16 protein-coding genes and 1 pseudogene are annotated in these 21,960 nt (G+C 36.8%); 10 read left to right on the top strand and 7 right to left on the bottom strand.

The genetic code is table 11. From position 1 onward, the window contains the following. Positions 1–5: 5 nt before the first annotated feature. Complete coding sequence (locus tag ACGHIN_RS02475; protein WP_390450517.1) at positions 6–3,089, bottom strand: TonB-dependent receptor; 3,084 nt, start codon at positions 3,087–3,089, stop codon at positions 6–8. Positions 3,090–3,385: 296 nt separating this feature from the next. Here ACGHIN_RS02475 and ligA point away from each other — a divergent pair. Then, positions 3,386–5,375: pseudogene (gene ligA, locus ACGHIN_RS02470) on the top strand (NAD-dependent DNA ligase LigA). 13 nt (positions 5,376–5,388) lie between these two features. Here ligA and ACGHIN_RS02465 read toward each other — a convergent pair. Then, entirely contained in the window at positions 5,389–6,108 is a 720-nt protein-coding gene (locus ACGHIN_RS02465) for a DUF3108 domain-containing protein (protein WP_390450515.1), read from the bottom strand. 144 nt (positions 6,109–6,252) lie between these two features. Between ACGHIN_RS02465 and ACGHIN_RS02460 the strand changes: the two genes are divergently transcribed. Then, on the top strand, positions 6,253–6,897 hold the full coding sequence (locus tag ACGHIN_RS02460; RefSeq protein WP_390450514.1) for an MgtC/SapB family protein: 645 nt from the start codon (positions 6,253–6,255) through the stop codon (positions 6,895–6,897). Between the two features lie 36 nt (positions 6,898–6,933). Here ACGHIN_RS02460 and ACGHIN_RS02455 read toward each other — a convergent pair whose 3' ends face one another. Continuing rightward, a complete protein-coding gene (locus ACGHIN_RS02455) occupies positions 6,934–7,416 on the bottom strand; it encodes a copper resistance protein NlpE (protein WP_390450513.1) in 483 nt (160 codons plus the stop codon). A gap of 105 nt (positions 7,417–7,521) precedes the next feature. Here ACGHIN_RS02455 and ACGHIN_RS02450 point away from each other — a divergent pair, with 105 nt between their 5' ends. Beyond that, positions 7,522–9,660, top strand: coding sequence for a S46 family peptidase (locus ACGHIN_RS02450; protein WP_390450512.1), 2,139 nt, complete (start codon positions 7,522–7,524; stop codon positions 9,658–9,660). Positions 9,661–9,848: 188 nt separating this feature from the next. Here the strand turns inward: ACGHIN_RS02450 and ACGHIN_RS02445 are convergent, their stop codons facing one another. Further along, positions 9,849–10,205 carry an MmpS family transport accessory protein gene (locus tag ACGHIN_RS02445; protein ID WP_390450510.1) on the bottom strand — a complete coding sequence of 119 codons (357 nt, stop codon included), beginning with the start codon at positions 10,203–10,205 and terminating at the stop codon, positions 9,849–9,851. Positions 10,206–10,256: 51 nt separating this feature from the next. Continuing rightward, on the bottom strand, positions 10,257–11,279 hold the full coding sequence (locus ACGHIN_RS02440; protein ID WP_390450508.1) for a T9SS type A sorting domain-containing protein: 1,023 nt from the start codon (positions 11,277–11,279) through the stop codon (positions 10,257–10,259). 175 nt (positions 11,280–11,454) lie between these two features. On the opposite strand from ACGHIN_RS02440, the gene ACGHIN_RS02435 reads away from it, so the two are divergent. Genes ACGHIN_RS02435 through ACGHIN_RS02425 form a run of 3 tightly spaced genes read left to right on the top strand, consistent with a single transcriptional unit; the run spans position 11,455 to position 14,076 of the window. Continuing rightward, positions 11,455–12,498, top strand: a complete 1,044-nt coding sequence (locus ACGHIN_RS02435) for a hypothetical protein (RefSeq protein WP_390450506.1) — start codon at positions 11,455–11,457, stop codon at positions 12,496–12,498. Next, positions 12,438–13,451, top strand: coding sequence for a sensor histidine kinase (locus ACGHIN_RS02430; protein WP_390450504.1), 1,014 nt, complete (start codon positions 12,438–12,440; stop codon positions 13,449–13,451). Before ACGHIN_RS02435 ends, ACGHIN_RS02430 begins: the two co-directional genes overlap by 61 nt. Then, on the top strand, positions 13,438–14,076 hold the full coding sequence (locus ACGHIN_RS02425; RefSeq protein WP_390450502.1) for a response regulator: 639 nt from the start codon (positions 13,438–13,440) through the stop codon (positions 14,074–14,076). The genes ACGHIN_RS02430 and ACGHIN_RS02425 overlap by 14 nt, the downstream gene beginning before the upstream one ends. A gap of 108 nt (positions 14,077–14,184) precedes the next feature. On the opposite strand, the gene ACGHIN_RS02420 is transcribed toward ACGHIN_RS02425, so the two are convergent. Together ACGHIN_RS02420 and ACGHIN_RS02415 are read right to left on the bottom strand one after the other, a co-directional pair. Further along, positions 14,185–17,064 (bottom strand): M16 family metallopeptidase, encoded by a 2,880-nt coding sequence (locus ACGHIN_RS02420; RefSeq protein WP_390450500.1) that lies wholly within the window; start codon positions 17,062–17,064, stop codon positions 14,185–14,187. Between the two features lie 104 nt (positions 17,065–17,168). Further along, complete coding sequence (locus tag ACGHIN_RS02415) at positions 17,169–17,621, bottom strand: carboxymuconolactone decarboxylase family protein (RefSeq protein ID WP_390450499.1); 453 nt, start codon at positions 17,619–17,621, stop codon at positions 17,169–17,171. A gap of 113 nt (positions 17,622–17,734) precedes the next feature. Here ACGHIN_RS02415 and ACGHIN_RS02410 point away from each other — a divergent pair, with 113 nt between their 5' ends. From ACGHIN_RS02410 to kdpA, 4 genes are all read left to right on the top strand, one after another. Beyond that, entirely contained in the window at positions 17,735–18,184 is a 450-nt protein-coding gene (locus ACGHIN_RS02410; RefSeq protein ID WP_390450497.1) for an Lrp/AsnC family transcriptional regulator, read from the top strand. A gap of 161 nt (positions 18,185–18,345) precedes the next feature. Then, positions 18,346–19,671 (top strand): sigma-54-dependent transcriptional regulator, encoded by a 1,326-nt coding sequence (locus tag ACGHIN_RS02405; protein WP_390450495.1) that lies wholly within the window; start codon positions 18,346–18,348, stop codon positions 19,669–19,671. 407 nt (positions 19,672–20,078) lie between these two features. After that, positions 20,079–20,156 (top strand): potassium-transporting ATPase subunit F, encoded by a 78-nt coding sequence (locus ACGHIN_RS02400; protein ID WP_390450700.1) that lies wholly within the window; start codon positions 20,079–20,081, stop codon positions 20,154–20,156. Between the two features lie 6 nt (positions 20,157–20,162). Then, complete coding sequence (gene kdpA, locus ACGHIN_RS02395; protein WP_390450493.1) at positions 20,163–21,857, top strand: potassium-transporting ATPase subunit KdpA; 1,695 nt, start codon at positions 20,163–20,165, stop codon at positions 21,855–21,857. Positions 21,858–21,960: the final 103 nt, after the last annotated feature.

Below are 21,960 nucleotides of genomic sequence, written 5' to 3'. Positions count from 1 at the left end.
TAATTTTAGAAAGTATATTTTGCACCCAATTGAATCTGGTAAGGATTTCCTGACAATGGTTCCAGACCACTGGTATTTAAGTTGTATTTCAGCTGTTTGGTTGCTGCATCAAAGCCTGTGATCCTGTACAGAGACATATTTCCGTAAGATTTGTTCACGCCCCATTCTTTATTCAGCAAATTAGCTACATTGAAGATATCTACCGAAAGTTCAAAACCACCTATTTTTTCAAATTTTATTTTTTTTGCAATACGCACATCCCAAACTCCATAGAACCCGTTTTTACCTCCGTTACGCTCTGCAATGCTGTTATTATATTCCGTAATATAATCTTTCAATGCTTTTCCTACTTCAGGATTGTCTAATAAAGACTGTGTCAGATTCGGAAAAATATAAGCCAGGTCATTAGAATCCACGAAATCCCCATTCACGTTTCCTCCTGCTGTAACCGAGAATCTTGTTCCTCCAATTCCCGAATATCTGATCCCAACCGTAAATCCGTAGAATGTAGGGGAGTTTCCATACAGAACCACCTTGTTACGGAACTGGTTATCCGAATAGGTCATCCTCAAATTTCTCGGGTCACTTTGAATCATCGTCGATAAAGTGGCTGAATTGGCTACGTTTCCATTATAAGATGTATTATCTTTAATGTCGGACCATGTATAGCTCGCGGTGATTTCTCCGTCTTTATAATAACGGTAACTTGTATCCAATACAAAGGAGAACTGGTTCACTTTTCCGTCACTCACCAATTCCAGCACTCTTCCGAAATTAGGATTGATTCTTCCGTCTTTCCAGTTCATGGTTCCATTCGTATTCACTGAGGTAATCGGTACAAATACACCTCTTCCACCTTCATTGTCCAATGTGAAATAAGGATTTGCCACCATATTTCTGTCATAATAGAAATAGTTGTTTCTTCCCAGCGCCATATATCCTGCAATCCCTGCTCTGAATCTTTCATTGAAAAAGTGGGTATAAGAAATATTCGCTTTATACACTACCGGAACTTTAGCATCTTCTCCTGTATAATTGATGGTTGGAAGCTGGTATTGCGCTAAAGTCGGAACCGTACCGTAATCATTTCTGTAACTTGCAAAATCTGGTGTCAATCCGATGGTTGTTGGATTTACGTCTACCGTTGCCAAATGTTTTCCATCGAAAACAAGATTATTGATGATCATATAGTTGTTGATATCCGAAGAGAAGACTCCTGCCCCGAATTTTAAGAAATCCTTGTTTTCTTCATTGATATTCCAATCGAACTGGAATCTCGGCTGGATGATGAATGACTGAATCTGGTTATCTGTTCTGATGCCCATTTCATCAAAAAGCTTCTGATTGAATTCCGCTTTAGGATATCCTCCGTAATCTACTCTCAAACCTCCCGTAAAATCCAATCCCTTTGCAATTTTTGTCTGGATCTGCCAGTAAAGCCCTACATTCCAAATGTTAGAGTTTACTGAATTATCTTCCATCAAAGGAACTTCCCTGTAAAATCTGTAAGGGGTAAGGTTATTAAAATTATCAATTCCTAAAAACTGGAATCTTCCGTTCACCTCACTTCCATAGATCGATTTTGCTCTGGTGTACATGATATCCGCTCCGAAAGTATACTTCACTTTATCTGTGTTATAATATACGTTATCTACGATCTGGAAAACGTTGTTTCTGAAACTTTCCTGTGCAAAACGGTGTCCCCCGATCTGGATATTAGTGGTAAGATTACTTCCCTCAATAGTAGACGGAACACGCTCTACAATGGCTCTTGGAACCGGATGTCCTAATTCATCATTCTGATAACTGTCCTGGAAAGTATATAAATATTGAGCTTTTAACTCATTGGTTAAATTAGGCTTCAGGTTAGATCTTAAAGTTAATAATAAACTATTGTCAATATTTTTGTCGTTCCCGTAAGATTCAAAGAAATTGATTGCAGTGTTATCCGCCAGTCCGTTCTTATTCATGTCATACGTAAAGTTGTTTCTTAACGTCAATAAGTGTTTCGGATTGATCTGCCAGTCTAAACGTAAAAATCCGGCATCCGAATTTCTCACTTTATCAAAAGTACCAAACTGTGGTGTATTTCCTACGCCATATTTGGCTCTGGCAATATTCAGAACCTGGTTAAGGGTTTCATTGGTCACATTAAATCGAAGTGCATCTTCTTTTGTCTGAACATCAGCAATAATCAATGGCCTTGAATCCAATTGGTGATCCCACGCAGCAAAAAAGTGTAATTTATTTTTAATGATCGGTCCTCCCAGAGTAACCCCGAACTGAGAGGTGGAGAAATCATTCTTTCTTTCGTTCCCTCTGATATCATATTTGCTGGATAGCCAGCCCGTTCTTAAATATTCAAAAGCACTTCCGGAAAATTTATTCGTTCCCGATTTGGTAACGGCACTCACCGTACCTCCACCGCTTCTTCCTAAAGTAACGTCGTATTGGTTGGTGGTAATTTTAAATTCACGTACCGCTTCAATGGAAATGGAATACGGAGCTCCGCTTCGGCTGGTGGTAGATCCGGCTGAAGTTGGGTTTTTGGCCGTCATCCCGTCGATCGTGAAATTGGTGGAAGAACCTAGCTGTCCTGATAAATTACCTCCTCTCCCACTTAAAGGAGATAAATCGGTAAGGCTGGTAAAATTTCTACCGTTCACCGGTAAAAGCCCTATATTTTTAGCAGAAATGGCCGTTGCTGCTCCCAGGTTCCCGATTTTATTCTTCAGGTTTCCGTTGACTACAACTTCTTCAATCAGTTTTTCACCATTTCCTAAGCTCATATCCACTGTAACCTGGTCACCGAAGTTCACACTGTACCCTTCTTTTTTCTCATCGTTCACCATTACAGTATATGGTCCTCCAAGAGGAATCTCCTTGAAAATATATTCTCCTTTGGAATTTGTTTCGGTTTCTGTTCTGAAACCTGTTGATTCATTGATGATCGTCACTTTTACTTTTTCCTGAGGTGCATTTCCGGTTCCGGTTACCTTTCCCAGAATGGACGCCTGTGTTGTCTGCGCATAAGCCATGGTACCCAGGCTCAAAAACAGCATTCCCAATACAATCTTTACTTTTTTCATATCCTTTAATTTAGCTGGTGCAAAGGTATTTTTACTTCCATACTCAGCTGTTTAAGGGAATCTTAAGGTTTTTTCAATTATATGAAAACATTGTGTTAACGCATTGTAAACAGGAATTTTATCCTGAACAAAATCAGTTCATTGGAATATGTTACACGATCTTAATGTTCTCATCCTATTTAATTCACTTATTTTATAAGTATTAAAACCTTTATACTTTTTGTAGTTTAATTTTTTTGAAAAGTTTAAACAGGTTTGGGATTACTTTAATTATTTTTGCTTAAAAGTGAATCGCAATGCCTGAAAACATTCAACAGAAAATAGAACAGCTCCGCAAAGAGCTTCACCAGCATAATGAAAATTATTACCTTCTGGATACTCCTACCATCACGGATTATGAGTTTGACCAGTTATTAGAGGAGCTTCAGGACCTGGAAGCCAAATACCCTGAGTTTTATGATGAAAATTCCCCTACCATGCGTGTTGGTGGTGGTATTACAAAGGTTTTCCCAACCATTCAGCATAAATTCTCTTGATAATTCTTATGATTTCGATGATCTTGAGGACTGGGAGAAAAGAATTATCAAGGCTATTGATGATCCCGTAGAATTTGTTGCGGAATTAAAGTATGATGGTGCGTCTATTTCTATCTTGTATGAAAAAGGCAAACTAGTACAGGCCGTTACACGTGGAGACGGATTCCAGGGCGATGAGATCACAGGAAACGTCCGAACCATTTCAGATGTTCCATTGACCTTAAAAGGTGATTTCCCGGATCATTTTTTTATGCGTGGTGAAATCTATCTGACCAGAAAGAATTTCGATAAGATTAATAAACAAAGGGAAGAAGACGGTTTAGATCCTTTTATGAATCCCAGAAATACGGCGAGCGGAAGCTTGAAGATACAGGATAGTGCAGAGGTAAGAAAACGGGGATTGTCTTCGGTGCTTTACCAGTTTATTTCACACGAAGTTCCTGCAGAAACGCATTGGGAGCTGCTTGAAAAAGCAACATCATGGGGCTTTAAAACTTCCCAGCAGGCCAAGCTTTGCAAAACATTGGAAGAAGTCAAAGAATTCATCAGTTATTGGGACACAGAACGTCATAATCTACCTTTTGAAATTGACGGAATTGTTTTAAAAGTTAATTCACTGAGGCAGCAGAGACAACTTGGCTATACGGCAAAATCACCACGTTGGGCTATGGCTTATAAATTTAAAGCCGAAAAAGTGGAAACGGAATTGCAAAGTGTTTCTTACCAGGTAGGAAGAACGGGAGCAATCACACCTGTTGCCAACCTAAAACCTGTTTTATTAGCCGGAACTATTGTAAAACGGGCTTCACTTCATAACGAAGACATTATTAAAAAACTGGACCTTCATGAGCATGACTTTGTGTATGTGGAAAAAGGCGGTGAGATCATTCCGAAAATTGTTGGCGTCAATACCGAAAAAAGAAATGCAGAAAGCAAAGAAATAGAATATATCAAACATTGCCCGGAATGCGGAACAGAACTGGTGAAAATTGAAGATCAGGCGATCCATTTCTGCCCCAACGAATTACATTGTCCGCCTCAGGTAGTAGGAAGAATGATCCATTATGTTTCCAGAAAGGCTTTGAATATTGAAAATCTTGGAAGCGAAACCATTGAACAGCTTTACCGGGAAAAACTGATTGAAAATCCTGCAGATTTATATGTTTTGACCAAAGAACAACTTCTTCCTTTGGAAAGAATGGCGGAGAAATCTGCTCAAAATATCATTTCCGGAATTGAAAAATCAAAAGAAATTCCTTTTGAAAAAGTATTGTACGGAATCGGGATCAAGCATGTGGGAGAAACCGTTGCCAAAAAACTCGTTAAAAACTTCCCAACCATTGAAGAGCTTAAAAATGCTTCTGTGGAAGAGCTTTGCCAGGTGGAAGATATCGGAACCAAGATCGCAGTAAGCATTGTTGAGTTCTTCAACAATCCGGAAAACGTCCTGATGATCGAACGCCTGAAATCATCCGGCGTACAGCTTGAAAAAGGAGAAAGCACCAGCGAAGTCTTATCCAACGTTCTGGAAGGCAAAACTTTTCTTTTCACCGGAAAATTATCATTGTTTACAAGAGAACAGGCAGAAGAAATGGTTGAAAAGCATAATGGAAAGAATATTTCAGCCGTGTCTAAAAACCTGAATTATCTTGTCGTAGGCGAAAAAGCCGGAAGTAAACTGAAAAAAGCCCAGGATATCGGCACGATTACCATCCTGGATGAGCAGCAATTTTTAGACCTGATCCAGTAATGGATCAGGCTTTTTATTTAATAAGCTCCATGACCATTTTGCGCCTGTCTATCTCCACTTCCTGTTTTAAGAGCTTTCGTTGATCTGTATCTATATAATAAGTAACCAGTGTTTTATTGTCTGTAATATCATCTGTGGTTGTTATAACCCATACCATTTTCCCATTCAGACTTTCTTTTTTTACATTTTTTATATAAGCATTCATCACTCCTTTTTTTGCTGCCGGATTATAATCGAAGATACGGAGAGTGGCCTTATAATCTTCCTTTAAAGGAAGCCACCTGATGATCGAGGGATATAAATTGCTGTCGAAATAAGAAGCCGGTGCGACAGCTTCATTGATAATGCTTTTTTCATTGGTTTTTTTATCCAGATAGTAACCCGTTACATCTTTCCCGAAGTTCATCCTGATATCTCGATGCCCCGCAAAAGAGGAATGTTCAACCGGTTCCATATTATTTATCTTTGCTACGGCAGAGTCTATCATTTCTTCCTGCATCTGTTTCATTTTCAAGGAAGTTCTTATCAGTATTTTTCCTTTGTCTTTTTTTATGATAGTATTGATTTTCCCAATTTCGATCCGTTGTCCGGCATTTTCCATAAACCAGAGCATATCATATGTTTCATCTTTGATAAATGCGGATTCAAGTTTAATATTCTTTGGGGTAATTACATCTTGTGCCATGGCGGGAAGCATAAAGAGTAAAAAAAATACTGATAGTAACGTTTTCATATTAAGATTTTTAAGATTCTAAATATGGGTTGAAAATAAAACGGAAATGTTACATAAATATCCATTCTTTATTTTAAATAATATGGGTAAATACCCCCCTTATCCATAAAATATTTGTAATTTTATGAGTATAAAATGTGAAAGATGGAATTTTTACAGGACCACTCAATTCAAAATGAGCTGCTGCTGATTTTTATTTCCGTGCTTTTGGGCATTATAATTGGCGCAGAACGAGAATACCGCAATAAATCTGCCGGGTTACGTACCTTCATCTTGGTATGTTTCGGAGCCTGCCTGTTTACCATTCTTTCTATAAAAATCGGAAGTGACGATCCGGATCGTATCGCAGCCAATATTATTACCGGTATTGGTTTTTTAGGAGCCGGAGTGATCTTTAAAGGAGATAATAAAATTGATGGAATTACTACTGCAACTACTATCTGGGCAACGGCATCTATAGGAATGGCGGTAGGCTCAGGATATGTTTACCTTTCACTTTTGGGAACCATTCTGGTATTACTGGTTTTAAGTGCACTTACTTACCTGGAGAATGTGATAGATAAAAATCATAAGATCATAGAATATAAGATCGGAATTCTCAGCTCCGATGATGTTCACTACTGTGAAGAGCTTTTCAGGAAAAATGATCTTAAGTTTAAGGTATCCAAACAACAATATTCCCAGGGAAATCTTATTACAACATGGATTTTGACAGGCAAAAAAGTTCATCACGAATCTCTTGTTAAGGAGCTCATCAGTGACAGCAAGATTATTGCCTATCAGTTCTAGGATAAAAAATAAAGGCTTAAAGCCTTTATTTACCTTTTATTTTTTCTTGAAAACATAAAGATCTTTGTTCGGGCCGTCAATCGGATTGCCTGCAAGGTCAAGCTGGAGCAGTTTATTCTCCCCTACTTTATATTTATATTTTGCCGTTTTCCCGTTTAAGGTTATGATACTTCCTGCAGCATCCCATTCAAAAGTTCCCCGGTCTTCATTTTTTGATTTTCTGTCAATATACTCTTCCGTCATATTGAAAGTCTTATCCTTATTCAAAGTTAGGGAGGTCTTTATTCCCGGACAGTCTGCACAAGGCACTATAGCTTCGTACGTTCCGTCCCAGTCAAGAGAATTCTGAGAATTATCCCCAATCGTAGCGGTATTCCCAGATGCAACAGTATCCGCAGAGGGCTGAACTGTGGCCGCCGAGTCTGAAGAAATCGGATTTACTTCCTTAGGTTTTTGTTTGGAACATGAAGCTAATACAATAACAGCAACAATTCCTGATAAGAATGTTCGTTTTTTCATAATAGATATTTTTTAGTGATTAGTATTATAACGGTGTTTATCCGCACTTATGATTTTATATCCGTATTTTTAATTTTCTTTGTAAATTAGGGCAAAAATTTGATTATGACAAAAAAGATACTTTTATCTGTATTTCTTTTGCCGGCTGCAATGGCTTTTGCTCAACAATACGGCGGAATGTGGATTCCTACAGAACTTAATGAAAAGGAAATGAAAGATTTGGGAATGAAAATTTCTGCTAAGGACATCTTCAACCCTCAAAAAGCGAGCATTAAGGATGCAGTTGTTCAGTTCAACGGTGGATGTACTGCGGAAATCATCTCCCCGAAAGGGTTATTATTAACCAATCACCACTGTGGTTACGGGCAGATCCAGGCTCATTCTACGGTTGAAAACGATCTTTTGACGAATGGTTTCTGGGCTAAAAATATGGGCACGGAACTTCCCAATCCGGGCGTAACGGTTGATTTCATTATTGACATCAAAGAAGTAACTAATCAAATTTTAGAAGGAACAGACAATCTTACGGAACCTGAACTTTCAAAAAAAATCGCTAATAATATTGAGGTTTATAAAAACTCTCAGAAAATTGAATCTTACCAGTCTATTTCCGTAAAATCTATGTACTACGGAAATAAATATTACGCCTATACCATTGAAACATTTAAAGACGTTCGTTTGGTAGGTGCACCGCCTCAAAGCATCGGAAAATTCGGAAGTGATACGGATAACTGGGTATGGCCGAGACATACGGGAGATTTTTCCATGTTCAGAATCTATGCGGACAAAAACAATAAACCGGCTGAATACTCCAAGGATAATGTTCCTTATGTTCCGAAGCATTATCTTCCGGTTTCTATCAAAGATAAAAACGAAAACGATTTCACCTTTGTATTCGGATTCCCGGGAAGAACTACAGAATATCTTCCGGCTGTTGCTGTAGAGAAGATCATGAATGAAATTGATCCTGCAAGAATTGCCGTACGTGATGTTGCTTTGAAAACATTAGACGAGAAAATGCGTGTGGACAATGCAACACGTATCAAATATGCTTCAAAATATGCTTCCGTAGCCAATTACTGGAAAAAATGGATCGGGGAAGTGGAAGGATTGAAAAAATCCAATGCCGTAGAGAAGAAAGTAATGTATGAAGGATCTTTGGTTACTAAAAACTCTGAAGTAAAAACGACTCTGGATCAATTAAATAAATTATATAACGATCAGGCTCCTTACGCTTTGAATAATGCCTATTATTCTGAAGTGGTCAGAAATGCAGAGACATTAACGCTTGCGAATCTTTACTCCAATTATATTGCGGCTGTTGAAGCAGGAAGAATGGATGAAAAGAGCTTAGCCTCCTTCAAAAACAGGCTTTCTTCTTTCTATAAAGATTACAGTGCTGAACTGGATGCCAAAGTAACGGCTAAACTTTTAGCTTTATATGCGAATAAAACTGCACCTCAGTTCCTGCCTGCCGGTTTTGATAAATATAAGAATGAAGCTCAGAATATTCAATCTATAGAAGAAATCTCCAAAAATTCCATTATTACAGGAAGATCAGAGGTTAACGGAGCATCTTTAGCACAGGATATTGACAAAGCGTTTTCCAATCAGGACAAATTAATCAAAACATTAAAAAAAGATCCTGTTTTCCAACTGTTTACCAATCTGAAGGAAACATACATGAAAACTGCTGATCCGCAATATACTTCTCTTCAGACGAAGATTGATGCTCTGCAGAAGAAGTTCATGGCTCAGCAAATGGCCACAGATAAAGACAGAAAATTCTTCCCGGATGCCAATTCTACCCTTCGTGTGACTTACGGAAAAGTAAAAGGATCGACTCCCCGAGATGCGGTTTCTTACAATTACCAGACCCACTTAGCCGGAGTGATGGAAAAATATGTTCCGGGAGATTATGAATTCGATGTTCCTAAAAAGCTGATTGATCTTTATAACAAAAAGGATTTCGGAATTTATAAAGACAAGACAGGAGATGTTCCTGTAGGATTTACCGCAACCAACCATACCACCGGAGGAAATTCGGGAAGCCCGGCCTTGGATGCTTACGGAAACTTAGTAGGATTGAATTTCGACAGACAGTGGGAAGGAACGATGAGTGACATTAATTACGACCCTCGTTTCAGCCGAAACATTATGGTAGATACGAAATATATTCTTTTCATCATTGATAAATATGCCGATTCCAAATGGCTGATCGATGAAATGAAAATTGTGAAGTAATACTTAAAATCAGTTTCGGCGGCGCTTTGCGCCGCCGAAACTTTTATTAAATGAAAAAAGAGCACGAATTTTTCGTGCTCTCAGCCATAATAAATGATATGAAAATTCTAATAGTAGAAGAAATTAAAATGTATAGTTTAAACTACCATATATAAATCCATCCCCATTTGCTGTGAATGTATCTTGTTTTACAACTTTTCCTCCTTGTAAAGTTTTAAAGTCATAGTCTGACCCGATGCACCACTTGGAGGTCCGGGATTACCGACCTGGAAGCCAACAGCGTTTGGAACACCTGCCTCTAGTTTAAATTCCTTACTCCAAGGTAATTGGTTTATATCCACCACATGTGCTGAACCACTTGCCCCTATATAGGAAATATTAAGCTTTCCAGAATAATTTCCGGTTACTTCATATTTAAAATCTCTGGAAACTGATGGTGTTGCCGGATTGTCGTCATCATCCCCTCCACAAGAGATAGTGAATAAAGAAATTAACCCTAATAGAGTAAAGATGCTAAAAATCTTTCTTAAATAATTGCTTTTCATAATTTGAATTTTTGATTAATAATAAATGAATTAAATTTTGTTATTTTTCTGTTACTTCTGTTTTATTTGAATAATATGAGAGAAAATGCTTTTGTCTGTTTCTACTCTCATTATATAATTTCCATCAGGGTAATCCTGAAGATTAATGAAATACTTTCCATTTGTTTCCTTAAATACACTCTCAGATTCCTCAGAAATCCGTTTTCCCGCCATATCATATATACCAATAGATTTTATGTGAGTACCGGGTAGTTTTTCAATCCAAATCTTTCCGTCTTTAACGGGATTGGGATAAATGGATAAAGATTTTTCTATTGTATTCTCCTGAGTTGCCAATGCACTACTATTAGTATAAGTAAAAGATGAAGGTCCAGGTTGTGATATGGGAGATATTATATTCGTATCTGTAAAACTCGCAATTTGCTCCCTATTGTTTTTATACCATGTGTAAGTCGTTACCTGTGTTGTAGAGACCGGTATTCCATTGAGAGATGAGGTCAGCGTACTTACTTTCTTTACTCTTAAAGTATTGGTATAGGTACCTATCGGAGTTATAATAGTTCCATATCCATCTGCTGTAATAACATCATTGGTACTGCTGGTTGCTCCATTATTCGTTAAGGAAGAAGTATCTGTAAAAGATTGCAAATAAGTAGTTGGAAACTTCAACTCAATAGCTGTATCAGTATACGCTGTTGTAGAATTAGTAACTGCATTTCTTCCTCCTAACACTTCATATTGGGCATTGTCTACCCGAAAGAGATTTTTATCGTCAGTTTGGGTCCCATTAGGATTAAGAGCGGTTACATATCGGTTGGCCGTAGGGAAAGATGAACATTCCGGAATACCCGGACATACTCCATAAAAAAGAGTTCCTCCTCCTGTAGTTCCCTGTACATTGGAAAAATCCCAGGTCATATTTGCTCCTCCACTGCCAGCAGTATATACTCCCTGATTAAATTCAACGTCTGTATACGAGAAAGTACCCGTAACCATATCTGCAGAAGTAATAACGGGTTGCGCAGAAAGTAATGTGCCTGTAAATATTAAAAGAATAAAATAAATTGTTTTCATATGTATGTTTTTTGTATTGAAATAGATATTGTGTAGTATCACAAAACTACTTTACGGAATAAAAGGAAACAATAATTGTTTGTTTGTATTTTGATCTACTGGTTTTCCAGTATTTATACTTTCATCTATTTTTTCTACTAATTTTTTAGTTATTTTAGTATAAAATACAAATCGCATGAAATCTATTATACTCATTTTTTTTATTGGTATATGTACTCTTGTCAGAGCCCAACTGACTATTAAACTATACGACGATAAAACTTACATTAATAAATTAGAGAAACAATTCAATGATGCAAACAATGACAGTATTAAAGGTTATACTGCATTAAAACTTGCTTATGCTTATAAAAGGGCAAAAAATCTACCTAAAGCACAACAGTTTTTTAAAAACGGAGCTTTACTTTCAAAGAATAATTCTTTCCTAAAGGCCGTTTCTTATTATTATCAGGCATATATACTGATGGGTGATCCCAACATTAAAATAATTGAAGAAAATTTTAAGAAAAGTGATTCGCTACTCTCCCGCTTTCCTTATCCGGAAGCATACAAAATCCGGAGCAGTGCATGGCTGGGCCTGGGAGTATTGGAACAGATGAAAGGCAGCGAGCAAAAAGGGCTTGATGCTTACATCAATCATGCACTTCCGTTAGCAAAAAAATCAGGAAACAATTTCATTATGGCTAACGTAAATAAATTTATAGGGATCAGCATGATGAATATTACAGAAAGGGTAAAAGCAAATAAATATTTAGAAGAGGGATTGAGGTTATTTGAAAAGTCTTCTCCTGAAAGTGAAGCCATGAAAAAGGAAGCGATCATTGAGCTGTCTATTTACCTGATAGAAAATAATGTTTATTTAAATAATTTGGAAAAGGCAAAAACATATCTTGACAAAGCCTATACTATTTTAAAAAACTATCCTAAGTCCAATGCTTTTCTTTTTTACTATTATTCAGAAGGTATTTACTATCAGCATATGAAACAGTACCAAAATGCCATTAACAGCTTTGATAAAGGAATAGCTTTAGCCACAGGAGGTATTGAAAATTATTATGTCAACCGGATGAAATATGCCAAATTTGAATTGCTGAGAGGACAAAATAAAAATCAGGAAGCCATCATTGTAATGCAAGAGCTTTTAAAAAGCCCACTTCTTTGGATAAAAATAATTATTATAATTTACTGGCGAAAGCCTATGCCCAGAATGGAAATATGAAAGAGGCCTATGAATGGTCCCAGAAGTATATCACCATCAATGACAGCCTTCAGACTACAGAATATAAAGCCCATATGATGGATATGGAGAAAAAGTACCAGACGGCTGAAAAAGAAAGAAAAATTAAAGAGCTTGAGGCCAAAAATAAAATTATTGAGTTAACCGCCAAGAACAACATTCTTTCAAAATGGATTTTCGTTGGAGTCTCTTTACTTCTTCTCTCTCTTGTATTATTTCTTTGGATTTTAATAAGAAATAATAAAAAGTTGGCCTTGCAACAAAACGAAAACCATCAGCACCGGATCAATGAATTAAAGCAAAAAGAACAAATGACTGCTGTAAGAGCCCTTCTAGAAGGTGAAGAAAAAGAGCGAAATCGAATAGCTCAGGATTTGCATGACGGACTAGGTGGAATGCTGGCAGGAACTAAAATGCAATTTTCAAAGTTGATGAGCACCCATGATTTTACCAAAGAAAGACTGGAAAAAATCTCTAAAAGTATCGATAATTCACTCACGGAACTTCGTTCAATAGCCAGAAATATGATGCCAAAATTTATTATAAATAATCAGGATCTGGATACCGCATTAACTGATCTTTGTGACACCTATAAACCTCATTTCAATATACAATATCAGTCATATGAAATAAGCAAAAATATATCCGAAAAAGATATACTAAATATTTATAGAATTATCCAGGAAATATTGACTAATGCAGCCAAACATTCCAATGCAAAGAATGTACTTTTACAGTGCAGCCAGAATAAAAACGTTCTCTATATTACTGTTGAAGATAATGGCAGGGGATTACAACCCCAAGTGGATAATACGGAGAATTTTGGGCTCATCAATATCCAAAACAGGGTAAAGAGCATGAGCGGAAAAATAGAAATTACTTCCAAAGAAAATATAGGAACTACTTTTAATATTGAAGTATATGTTACTGAATAAAAGACATTCATTGGTTATTATAGATGATCATTTTATTATCATCGAAGGAATAAAGTCTTTACTTTCGGATGACCATAGCCTTTTTCTGCTGGACACATTCACTGACGGGATATCTGCTTTGGATTTCATTAGTAAGAATACTGTAGATGTAGTTCTTCTGGATATCTCTATGCCCAATATATCAGGAATACAACTCTGTAAAGAGATCAAAAAGCTATCTGCCAAATCGGTGGTATTGGGACTTAGCAATCATTCTGAAAGAAATATTGTCATTCAGATGCTCCAAAGCGGAGCCAATGGTTACCTTCTTAAAAATATATCATTGGATGAGCTGATAAAATGTATCCATGATGCTTTAAAAGGAGAATTGGTATTCAGCAACGAAATTAAAAATGTAATAACAATGCCAGAAGTACAAGATATTAAAGAAAGACCGCTGCTTACGAAAAGAGAAGAAGAAGTGCTAAAAAAAATATCATTGGGAAAAACAACCACCATAATTGCTGACGAACTCAATGTAAGCCCTTTAACCATTGAAACTCACAGAAGAAACCTTATGAGTAAATTTAATGTGAAAAATGTTGCTGAACTTATCATGGTCGCTGTGAAAGAAAATATTATATAAAGAAAAGGCGCTGTCTCAAAAACAACTGCTCTCTCGGACTTCTTGACAACTTTTGTCATTTAGAAATTTTCAGAAGTTAGTTCACCTTTTGAGACAGCTCTTTTTATATTAATATCCGAAAATCTCTTCCAATGTTACTTCCTTAAAGGTTCCCATTTGATGGACGGCATCCATATTCAGGTTCTCTTTTTTCCCGATAATCGCAGTATTGAAATGTAAAGGTTGTATAGAAGTCTGATAAAACTGTTTGATATCTTCAAATTTCATCCCCTGAATCTGCTGATAAATATCTTTTCTGAAATCATGCGAAACGCCAAGCTTTTTTAGCTTCAACGTATTAAAAAAGATATTGGTTCTTGTAATTCTGGTAGACGCAATCTGTTTTAAGGCTGCATTTTTCGCATTTTCAAACTGAATGGGCACTTCCGGAAGATCATTCATCAGATCATTCATTGTATCTACTGCAATCTGAAGTTTATCCGGTTGGGTTCCGATATAGGTCGTTACATAATCCGGATGTCCCAGCTCCGCATTGGCTGCATAAGAAACGTAGGCAGAATAAGCTAAACTCTTACTTTCACGGATTTCCTGGAACACAATAGATGATAATCCACGCCCAAAATATTCGTTAAAAACATTAATTTTACCGAAATCAGCAGTATTCACATGATTTCCTTTTCCTATTTTGCTCATTTCCATCTGAACCATATCATATCCTGTAAAATATACGTTCCCGTTGGTTTCAGGCTCAGGGTATTTTTTAGGTTCCGGAATAGAAAGGCTTTCTGTTTCAATATGTTTGTCAATATATCTTCTGAAATTCTCAAAATCTTTTCCGTAGAAGAATATTTCATAAGGGAATTTAAAAAGCTTTTTCATCCTGTCTGCAAAAACCTCTACCCTGCTGTTTTGTAGTTCTTCCTTGGAAATAATGTCTGTAAAACGTGAAAACCCACCCAATTTTGTATAGGTCGTCAAAGCAGTCATGATCCGGTTTTTATCCTTTTTTACCGCTTCCCGGTTTTCTAAAACAGTATCCACAAATTGTTTATAAATCTCCTGATCCGGCTTCACTTCATACATCCAGTGCTGAAGCAGCTCAATTCCTTTTTCAATATTTTCTTCCAAACCACTCAATGAAATCATAAGCTGATCCGGAGTCGTTTTAAAATCATTGCTTACCCCGATCTTGAAAAATTCTTTTTTCAGGTCTTCAGGAGAAAACTTTTCGGTTCCCAGGTATTGCAGGATTTGAGTGGAAATTCCCAAATCTCTGTCATGGTCACTTCCGAAAGGGAAAATAAAATGAACCTGCGCAATATCATTGTACTTATTGGGAACGAAACTCAGTTTCTTATCTTTGATCTTATCTGTAATGATTTCTTTTTGATAATCTATAAATTCCGGCTGAATGTCTTCTGTTTTTTCAGAAAGTATCTGCTGTAAAAAACCGGATTGTGCTTCGCGATTGATCTTAACAGGTGTAATTCCGGGATTTTCAACTCTTACCAGCTTATCATTCACCCCTTTTTCTTTGTTGACAACCACATAATTATTTTTAAAGAATTCATTAGCAAATTCTACCACGTCATCTTTGGTGAGAGCTGCATATTCATCCATTTCGTTCAGTTCCTGTTCCCAGGTTCTGTTTCTGATATAAGTATCATAAAGATTGGTAGCCAAGCCTTCAGCCGTTTCCAGCCCTTTCATTCTTTGAAGCTTAAAGTCATTGATGATAGCAGGAAGCATCCAATCAGGAAATTCTCCTTTCTTCACCAACTCAAGTTGCTCGAGAACCATATCTTTTGCCTCATCCAATGTTTGGGTTTCCTTCGGGACAGCTACAATGGAAAAATAGCCGTATTGTTTCAGTCCAACAGAAAAAGCCTGAGCCCAAAGCATTTTTTGAGTCTGGTTGATATTGAGATCCAATAATCCCGCTTCTCCTCTGTTGCTTAAAATATTCACCACAACGTCCGCTAACATCGCTTCTCTCGTGCCATAGCTGTCTGTTCTCCAGGCGATCTGAACTCTTGGTGTGGTCGGGCTTTTTACTGTTCTTTCAACAATTTCCGTCATCGGTTTTTCAATAACCGGATTTTTCTTTGGCAGCTCTTTGTAAGGAATTGTCCCGAAATACTGATCTACAAGCTGAATGGTTTCTTCAAAATCCAGATCTCCCACCAAAACCATAGCGTAATTATTAGGAACATAATATTCATCAAAATACTTATGGATTGCCTTCATGGAAGGATTCTTCAAATGTTCCGGTCTTCCTAATGTGGTTTGCTGCCCATTGGGATGAGTTGGAAAAAGAGCACTCATCAGTTCATAGCTCACTAATCGGGTATCATTATCCTGTGCTCTGTTAAATTCTTCATATACAGATTCCAGCTCCGTATGGAAAAGTCGTAAAACGATCTCAGAAAACCTTTCTTTCTCGATCTTTAGCCATTTTTCCAATTCATTATTCGGAATATTATTTTTGTAAACTGTTTCATCAAACCAGGTGTGGGCATTAGTTCCGCTTGCTCCCAGTGAAGAAATGATTTTATCATATTCATTCGCGATAGCATATTGACTGGCTTCCTGAGAAATTTCATCGATCTTTTTATAAATCTCTTTCTTTTTTTCAGTATCAGATTCTGCTTTATGCTGCTCATATAACTCAGAAATCTGATCCAGTAAAACTTTTTCTTTCCCCCAATTGCTGGTTCCGATTTTTGAAGTTCCTTTGAACATCATATGTTCAAGGTAATGTGCCAAACCCGTATTATCGGCCGGATCATTATTACTTCCGGTTCTCACCGGAATGAAGGTCTGAATTCTTGGTGCATCAAAGTTCTGGGCAAGAAAAACCTTCAGTCCGTTTTTCAGCGTGTAAATTCTTACTTTATTTTCGTCGTGGGTTACTGTAGTATATTCGTAATTGTTTGTATCTGTATGGAATGTTTCCCTGTGCTTTTTATCTGTCATATATAAATCCATATTCATTCTTTTTATCCTGAATGCCATACAAATGTAAGGAATAGAAAGAAATGCTATGTATTTTTATTTACTCTTGTATCTATAATGATAGTTGAAAAAGTGAATTATCTGATATCCTTTAGTTTTACAACGGCATGGGTCTGAAAATCCTCTGTCAGATTAAAAATTTTCCCCAGTTTTTGAGAAGCATTAGTAAATGCAATAAAAGTACACAACTCTGAAATCTGCCTATCGGTAAAATATTCTTTCAATAAATCAAAATGCCCGTTTACAATAGAGTGATGATCTTTACAAAACAGTTCCGCAAATGCAGCAGCCATGGAAATTTTCATTTCAGCAGGATCAAAATCAGGCCTTCCTCCTTTTACCATACAATATTCACAGCCGTTTTCAAACGCCATTGTTCTACGGATCTGCTCCAGTATATCTTTGTCTAAAGAGGAATTTTGCCACAAAACCTCTTCCAAATGATTCCAATGATGAAGGATGTTAGCATTATGTCCAATCAGTTTTTCAAATGCAGTATTGCCGTTTTCAGAAAGTGTTATTCTTGTCATTTTTCTAATTTTAACTACCTCAAAGTTCGTTTTTACTGTATTTTCATCAAAACGGAATTAATTGCAAAAATTACTAAATTTACCCGATTTAATCTTTTTAACACTAAATTACAATGAAAATAACTTTAGATGAATATGATTACAAAATCCTCCAGATCCTGAATGAAAATTCAAGACTGAGTTATGCTGAGATCGGAAGAAAGATTTCTTTATCACAATCAGCTACTAAAGAACGCGTATTGAATCTGGTTGAAAATGGGGTGATCAAACATTTTAGTGTGGATATAGATTTTTCGAAACTGGGTTATGGGTTAAAAGTGATCATGAGTTTAAAATTTAAGAATGATGAGTTTAAAACCTTCATCAATAATCTCTCAAAATTCCCTGAAATTCTTAGCTGTAAACGCATTACCGGAGAATACTGCCTGGTTGCAGAATGCATTTTATCTGACAGCTCACATCTTGAAAACCTGATTGATCGCCTGATTCCTTATGGGGTACCCACAACATCCGTTCAGCTTTCAGAGGTGAAAGTTGACCATTTGTTTAATCGTATGATTTAATTGTCACAATGTCTTAAGGTTGAAAAGCGCAGTAAAAATGATATGATTATGTTTCCCAAAAAAATAAAATTGTAATATCTTTTTTCAATAAAACTTTTCAACATACATTTTGTTTATATAAGTTTACTTAAGTTTGCACTAGTTTTCCAAAAATTCACACCATGTCCGGAAACATTCTCATCATCGATGATGAACTCAAACTCCTGAAACTTTTAGGGATGATCCTTTCTCAGGAAAATTTCAATGTAAAAGAAGCTTCTACAGCCCGTTCTGCAATCATTATGCTTGAACAATATGATTTTGATGTTGTATTAAGCGACGTCCGCCTTCCGGATGCCTTTGGAATTGACCTGATAAAATCCATCAAAACCAAATATCCCCATCTTGAAATCATTCTGATGACTGCTTTTGGAAATATAACGGATGCAGTTCAGGCGATGAAAAACGGAGCTTATGATTACCTCGTCAAAGGGGATGATAACGAGAAAATCATTCCTTTGGTGTATAAAGCATTGGAAAAGGTGAAAGATAACAGGTCTAAAATTGTTCAGAAAAATACTTCTCAAAAAGGCTTTAATCAGATCATAGGAAATTCTGCGGCTATCCTTCAGGCTAAAAAACTGGCTGAGAAAGTGGCATTAACTGACGCTACGGTGCTTTTAACCGGAGAAACCGGAACCGGAAAGGAAGTTTTTGCCAATGCTATTCATGAAGGAAGTGATCGAAAGAAGAATAATTTTGTAGCGATCAACTGCTCTGCATTCAGCAAAGAGATTTTGGAGAGTGAACTTTTCGGACATAAGCAAGGTGCTTTTACTGGAGCAACAAAAGATAAAAAAGGATTGGTGGAAGAAGCCAACGGCGGAACATTATTTTTGGATGAAATTGGAGAAATGCCGATCGAACTCCAGGCAAAGCTGCTTCGGGTACTGGAAACCAAAGAATTCATCAAAATGGGGGAAACCAAAGTGTCCAGATCAGACTTCCGATTAATTGCCGCTACCAACAGAAATTTGGAGGATGAAATCAGGCAGGGAACCTTCAGAGAAGATTTGTATTTCAGATTGAATGTATTTGAAATCAGTCTGCCCCCGCTTCGGGAACGTAAAGAAGATTTAAAAACGCTGGCAAAGAATTTTATTGAGGTTTTTTCCGAAAAGCTTCATTTAGCGAATGTTCAAGTCCATCCGGAATATTATAAAACATTGGAAAATAATGACTGGAAGGGAAACATCCGTGAACTAAGAAATACGATTGAAAGAAGCCTGATTCTGATGAATGACAATATTTTAGACTCGGAAAGCCTTCCACATTATGCTGATAAAAACACTCCTGAAAACGATTCCCTGAGTATCAAATCTTTAGAAAAGGACCATATTCAGAAAGTGCTGCAATACACGAAAGGAAATAAAGCGGAAGCAGCCAGATTACTGGAAATCGGGATTGCAACGTTGTACCGTAAGCTGGAAGAATATGGATTGAGATAATAGTTATGAATTTTGAGTTAGAAGTTATGAGTCTATAGAGATAAATTTAAATGAATATTATCATTTTAATAACGAGCCTATCATTTTGATAGGCTTTTTCATTTTCAGACATTAAACAAAACAAACATAATATACTCATTTAAAAATACTTACAATAAAAAAAATCAAATTGGAATTTCTTTTGGCATATAGAGTACAGATAAATATTAAAAAATGACGACTGTAAAAAAACCTCGGCGAACCGGCATGTCTGGTTTTAGATTTTTAATGGCTTTGTATGCCGTACTTATTGTGTTAACCCTAATTGTAAAACTGTCATGATGTTAGCTCTTTTGATACTTCTGTGTATCGTTATGTTTTGGCTGTTATATAAATCTGTAGAATTTTTTGATAAAATATAGAATGCTATGTGGAGTTTACTTGTACTTTCAATATTGGCCTTTGTGTACATCTGTTATGTTTTAATGAAACCTGAAAAATTTTAAATCATCATGAATACAGAAATTGCAGGCATCATTGCGATGTTCTTGATCACATTGGTTATCGGTATATTTTTAGGTAAATATATAGCTAATGTGTATGGCTATAAAAAAACGTTTTTAGATCCGGTTTTTGCACCGATAGAAAAATTGATTTATACAATTTCAGGCATCAACGCCCAGAAGCAGATGACCTGGAAACAAAATATGTATGCTATGTTAACCATCAATCTCGTGTGGTTGATCATAGGTTTTTTCATTTTACTAAATCAGTCATGGCTTCCTCTCAATCCGGATGGAAATCCTGATATGTCTCCTGATCTTGCTTTTAATACGGCTATATCTTTCCTGGTCAACTGTAATTTACAACATTATTCGGGAGAAACGGGGGTAAGCTATTTAAGCCAGCTCTATCTGATGTTCCTTCAGTTTGTAACGGCTGCAACAGGAATGGCTGCAATGGCAGTGCTTTTCAAGGCATTTAAAGATAAAACGACAACAGAATTAGGCAGCTTTTATGACTTTTTCACCAAATCCATTATCAGGGTACTTGTTCCGATAAGTATTGTTGTGGCATTTATCCTTTCTGCGAACGGAAGTCCGATGACTTTCGAAGGAAAAGATCACATTACTACTCTGGAAGGCCAGAAAGTGGATGTTTCCAGAGGTCCGGCTGCTGCTTTTATTGCCATTAAACATTTAGGAACCAACGGTGGAGGTTTCTTCGGAGTTAATTCAGCACATCCGTTGGAAAACCCGAATTATCTCACCAATATCACTGAAATGGTCACCCAAATGATCATTCCGTTTGCCTTAGTTTTTGCTTTAGGGTTCTATTTAAACAAAAGAAAGCTTTCGTGGACAATTTTCACTGTGATGACCATTGGTTTTCTGGCTCTCACCATTCCTAATATCATTAATGAAACCAACGGAAATCCATTAATTACTCAAATGGATACAGACAGTCATCTGGGAGCTATGGAAGGTAAGGAAATCCGTTTCGGAAGTGCTGCTTCAGCCTATTGGAGCATTGCCACAACCGTCATTTCAACCGGCTCTGTAAATGCTATGCACGACAGCACGATGCCACTTTCAGGAATGAACCAGCTTCTTGCGATGATGATAAACTGCTTCTACGGAGGTTGCGGGGTGGGAATCCTGAATTATTTCATTTTCATCATTCTTGCCGTATTTATCAGCGGTTTAATGGTAGGAAGAACTCCTGAATTTTTAGGAAAAAAGATTGAAGCCAAAGAAATGAAGATTGCGATGATCGTCGCTTTATTTCACCCCTTCTTAATTTTGGTAGGGACAGCATTAACGGCTTACTTCCCGGAATTTGGAGCAAAAACAGTAAATAATCCGGGCTTTCACGGATTCAGCGAAATGCTGTATGAATTCACCTCTTCTTCCGCAAACAACGGCTCAGGGTTTGAAGGGTTGGGCGATAATACACCATGGTGGAATATTTCAACCGGAATTGTACTGCTTTTATCGAGATTTATCCCGATTATCGGCCCCATTGCCATTGCCGGACTATTGGCACAGAAGAAATACATCCCTGAAAGCGCGGGAACATTGAAAACGGATACCGCTACCTTTGGATTCATGACTTTAGCCGTGATCTTACTTATTGCCGCATTGTCCTTCTTCCCTGCTCTTACTTTAGGTCCAATTGCAGAACAGCTTCAGTATTTTTCACATTAAAAGATTTAAAAATTCAAATATTAAAAGATTAAGCCATTAAGGAAATTAAGAAGTGATGAAATGTAAGAATATCATTTAAACTTACAACTTAATTCCTTCTTAA

Source organism: Chryseobacterium barbadense, from assembly GCF_042849955.1.
In the GTDB taxonomy this organism is placed as follows: domain Bacteria; phylum Bacteroidota; class Bacteroidia; order Flavobacteriales; family Weeksellaceae; genus Chryseobacterium.
This window is presented reverse-complemented; position numbering and strand designations above follow the sequence as displayed.

Coding starts and splice junctions, on each gene's coding strand:
- ACGHIN_RS02405 (WP_390450495.1), top strand. CDS start 18,346: ATGTCCGGAAACATTCTCATCATCGATGATGAACTCAAACTCCTGAAA.
- ACGHIN_RS02420 (WP_390450500.1), bottom strand. CDS start 17,064: ATGGATTTATATATGACAGATAAAAAGCACAGGGAAACATTCCATACA.
- kdpA (WP_390450493.1), top strand. CDS start 20,163: ATGAATACAGAAATTGCAGGCATCATTGCGATGTTCTTGATCACATTG.
- ACGHIN_RS02425 (WP_390450502.1), top strand. CDS start 13,438: ATGTTACTGAATAAAAGACATTCATTGGTTATTATAGATGATCATTTT.
- ACGHIN_RS02455 (WP_390450513.1), bottom strand. CDS start 7,416: ATGAAAAAACGAACATTCTTATCAGGAATTGTTGCTGTTATTGTATTA.
- ACGHIN_RS02465 (WP_390450515.1), bottom strand. CDS start 6,108: ATGAAAACGTTACTATCAGTATTTTTTTTACTCTTTATGCTTCCCGCC.
- ACGHIN_RS02435 (WP_390450506.1), top strand. CDS start 11,455: ATGAAATCTATTATACTCATTTTTTTTATTGGTATATGTACTCTTGTC.
- ACGHIN_RS02400 (WP_390450700.1), top strand. CDS start 20,079: ATGTGGAGTTTACTTGTACTTTCAATATTGGCCTTTGTGTACATCTGT.
- ACGHIN_RS02450 (WP_390450512.1), top strand. CDS start 7,522: ATGACAAAAAAGATACTTTTATCTGTATTTCTTTTGCCGGCTGCAATG.
- ACGHIN_RS02460 (WP_390450514.1), top strand. CDS start 6,253: ATGGAATTTTTACAGGACCACTCAATTCAAAATGAGCTGCTGCTGATT.
- ACGHIN_RS02415 (WP_390450499.1), bottom strand. CDS start 17,621: ATGACAAGAATAACACTTTCTGAAAACGGCAATACTGCATTTGAAAAA.
- ACGHIN_RS02440 (WP_390450508.1), bottom strand. CDS start 11,279: ATGAAAACAATTTATTTTATTCTTTTAATATTTACAGGCACATTACTT.
- ACGHIN_RS02410 (WP_390450497.1), top strand. CDS start 17,735: ATGAAAATAACTTTAGATGAATATGATTACAAAATCCTCCAGATCCTG.
- ACGHIN_RS02445 (WP_390450510.1), bottom strand. CDS start 10,205: ATGAAAAGCAATTATTTAAGAAAGATTTTTAGCATCTTTACTCTATTA.
- ACGHIN_RS02475 (WP_390450517.1), bottom strand. CDS start 3,089: ATGAAAAAAGTAAAGATTGTATTGGGAATGCTGTTTTTGAGCCTGGGT.